This is a genomic window from Coleofasciculus sp. (assembly GCF_046565525.1).
GTDB lineage: Bacteria > Cyanobacteriota > Cyanobacteriia > Cyanobacteriales > Coleofasciculaceae > Coleofasciculus.
Genome location: NZ_JBKHUP010000223.1, coordinates 1 through 2,929, shown reverse-complemented (window position 1 = coordinate 2,929; position 2,929 = coordinate 1). Strand labels below are relative to the sequence as shown.

Genomic DNA, 2,929 nt, shown 5'->3' with positions numbered 1-2,929 from the left:
TCTTTGGCTGGCATATTTTTTTTGTTCTTCGGATTTCCTATTTTAATTATACCCTATTTAAATGCCGAACAGCTTAATCAATGCTGCCATGCGAGAATCCAGTCCAGTGCCTTCTAACACGGCTGCACGAACTTGCTGGACAATCTCGCGTTGAATGGATTCATCGGTTAGAAAATATCGCTGCGTTGGGAACAGTCCAAGAATGCGTTGCTCTTGTCGTTGCAAAACACCTAAATCAACTAAGTTCTGCAACACAATCGGCTGAAACCATCTGTATCTTCGTCTCCAACGAGTAATCCAGAACCTTGCAGTTCGAGGACGAGACGATGCCAGAACCTAATTGAGGTGTCGATCTAAGAATTCATCGCCTGTGTTACCTGCGATCGCACCGATCAGACGATTGTCGTTGTCGATCTCAAGTTTGCCTTGCAGTACTAAGTCTAGTAATAAAGAACCGACCAAGCCATATTCGAGCGCCGCGTAGAAAGAGAAGCGAGTTTTCCCAGTTTGGGGATTGAGTGCAAGAAGGATTAAGTCCTGTGAAAGATATTGCATGATGAATTCCTGATTGAGGTGTGCTGCGGTTCCTTCGGAGTTGCGCCTTGGCGCTAATCGCAAGTTTGATGCCGAAAGGTAAGGATCTTAAGTTGCTTCTGTCCATGTGCCTATGCGAATAAACCTGCGAGCAATGCTGTGGCGATCGTTAGTAATAGATGGGTGGTGATAGCCACTTATCCTCATCACAAAGGTTTTGTCTCTACTGTGTTTGTCTCTACTGTGTATGAGTAAGGATAAAGATTGAGGGTTGAAATTGAACTTGCTCATTTCTTACTTTCTCCGGTGAAGCTTATTCTCTGTACCAAACACGCACACATTGAAAGCAATTGACTGTAACGCCCTGGCTGATCATCACTGGGTGGAAAGCATTGCTGGTCGTCACTCCGTAGACACCATCGCTTGTGCCTTCAATGCGATCGGGTAAAACAACAGTTTCAACATTGATCACCTGTATCGTTGTACTTTCGATCCACTGATTGACCTCACTCACAACCTCAGAGAAGGATTCGTAATCGGAAGGTCCGCCGAAGGGTCCCCGTTCAGTAATCCGAGGCGCAAAATCTTTGTACTTAATCATTTGATTTACCACCTTAAAACTGTAGAGTTGAGCATCAATTCAAGTAGTGGGCATCGCCCACCATTTTAAAAACCTTTCTTTTTAAAGCCTTTCACGGTAAAGCTTTGTGGGCAGTGCTAGCCCTACGAGATCTATTCCAAAACTTAAGCCAACCTTGCCAGTAAACCGCTAAGAACAAAGGCAAAAGCATGAAAGCTGATATGGGCTAACATTGCAGCCTCTAGCGAATATTGCCAAAAGAGCCAGCCAAACGCGATCCCCGCAATTCCATTCAGTAACAACGCCCGAATAATCACAACTGGAGTGAGGGGAACGATCGCGGCAGTCGCTGGCAGGTGTAGCAGTCCAAATACCAACGCGGCTAGAACGATCGCACCCTGGTAAATCCCTTGGCTCGGCAATGTAACGCCTTGTTTTAAAACCTTCCACGCGATCCAAACAAGCAGCGACATTAAACCCCAACGCATCAAAATTTCCTCAGTGATGCCGCCATAGGACATTGCTGTGAGCAAATTCAACCAACTTCGTTCTGTATTATTGGCTGCCTGTAGCGCTTCAGGTAGGGCAGGTTGCATCAACCGATCGAGCAACAAGAGAACGATCGCCGCTGCTGCGCCGACACCCAAACTCCACTTCATCTCAACGGCAAACGTAGAGACTTAGCGGTATGAAACACCCAATGATCAATCAAATGGGAGTGTAATCCAACGCGGTAGGCACAGCCAATCCCAATCAGAATGCTGGTTGCCAGTAGAATTGAATACTGTAGTCCTTGCAGAAGCATTAAGACCCACAATGGTTGCACTTTTTCCAGTGTTTCTGGAGACAGTTTCGCTAACTGTTGCTCGATTAAAGGAATAGACGTGATCGTGAACATCACAATTCCTACACTACCCAATACAAATAAAATCCCGAATTGTTTCAGAATTGCCATTGGTTTAATTTCCAGATGATCCGTCTTATCAGCCCGTGCTGGCAAACAACATCATTAACAGGAACGAGGGCAGGTTAAAAACGAAGTGGACGACGAGACCGGGCCAGATCGATCCGCTGCGGCGGAAAACCTCGGCGGTGGCGAGACCAGCCACCACAGCAGCGGGAAAGATGATGTTGATCCCATGCATGAGAGCGAAGATCACAGTGCTGCCCACGACCCCAACGAACGGGCCGTAGCGCAGCAGCGCGTTGGTGATGATGCCTCGGTAGAGCAGTTCCTCACCAAGGGGTGAGAAGACGGCAATGAACACCGTGCTCAAAACCAGAGACAGTAACCCGCCGCGAGCGCCATCTCCGTAAACATCCTGGACATTGTTCGTGTCCCCAGTGATCTGAACCCAGGCTAGGATCGCCAGGCTCTTGAGCACGAAGGCAACCAGTCCTACTCCGACGCCGATCAGGAGCCAGCGTCCGGAGGTTCGACGCACGCCGAAGGCACTCAGGGAACGAATCCGCAGCCGCGCAGCCACTGCGAACGCGATCAGCGTGGCGACGCCAGTCCATGCAGTCAAGATCAGACCGTGAACCACGGGGTCAAGACCGAATTGCTCGAACAGCCGGACTCCGAACCCTACGATTAAATAGACGACGAGTCCGACGATAATTTCGGGCCAGCCCGGACGGGAGGTCTTGCTAGTCCGAGCCGGGGACATACCGGGGGGCTTCCCTGGCGTGTGCGGGTGGTCAGAAGACACTTTAGACATGGTGATTGACTCCTTTGATCCCGCATTTCTCACAAACTAATTTGAGAAGCTAATTTGAAGGGGAAAAGTAGAAGTTTTCATGCGCAGAATAGAA

Annotated in this window: 2 protein-coding genes and 2 pseudogenes; all 4 read right to left on the bottom strand. The window is 48.9% G+C overall.

What is annotated here, in order from left to right:
• Positions 1-57: 57 nt before the first annotated feature.
• Positions 58-555, bottom strand: a pseudogene (locus ACLGGO_RS35245) (GOLPH3/VPS74 family protein).
• Positions 556-847: 292 nt separating this feature from the next.
• Positions 848-1,135 carry a hypothetical protein gene (locus ACLGGO_RS35240; protein ID WP_446422805.1) on the bottom strand — a complete coding sequence of 96 codons (288 nt, stop codon included), beginning with the start codon at positions 1,133-1,135 and terminating at the stop codon, positions 848-850.
• 143 nt (positions 1,136-1,278) lie between these two features.
• A pseudogene (locus ACLGGO_RS35235) lies at positions 1,279-2,069 on the bottom strand (CPBP family intramembrane glutamic endopeptidase).
• Between the two features lie 28 nt (positions 2,070-2,097).
• On the bottom strand, positions 2,098-2,835 hold the full coding sequence (locus ACLGGO_RS35230) for a CPBP family intramembrane glutamic endopeptidase (RefSeq protein ID WP_446422804.1): 738 nt from the start codon (positions 2,833-2,835) through the stop codon (positions 2,098-2,100).
• Between the last annotated feature and the right edge of the window lie 94 nt (positions 2,836-2,929).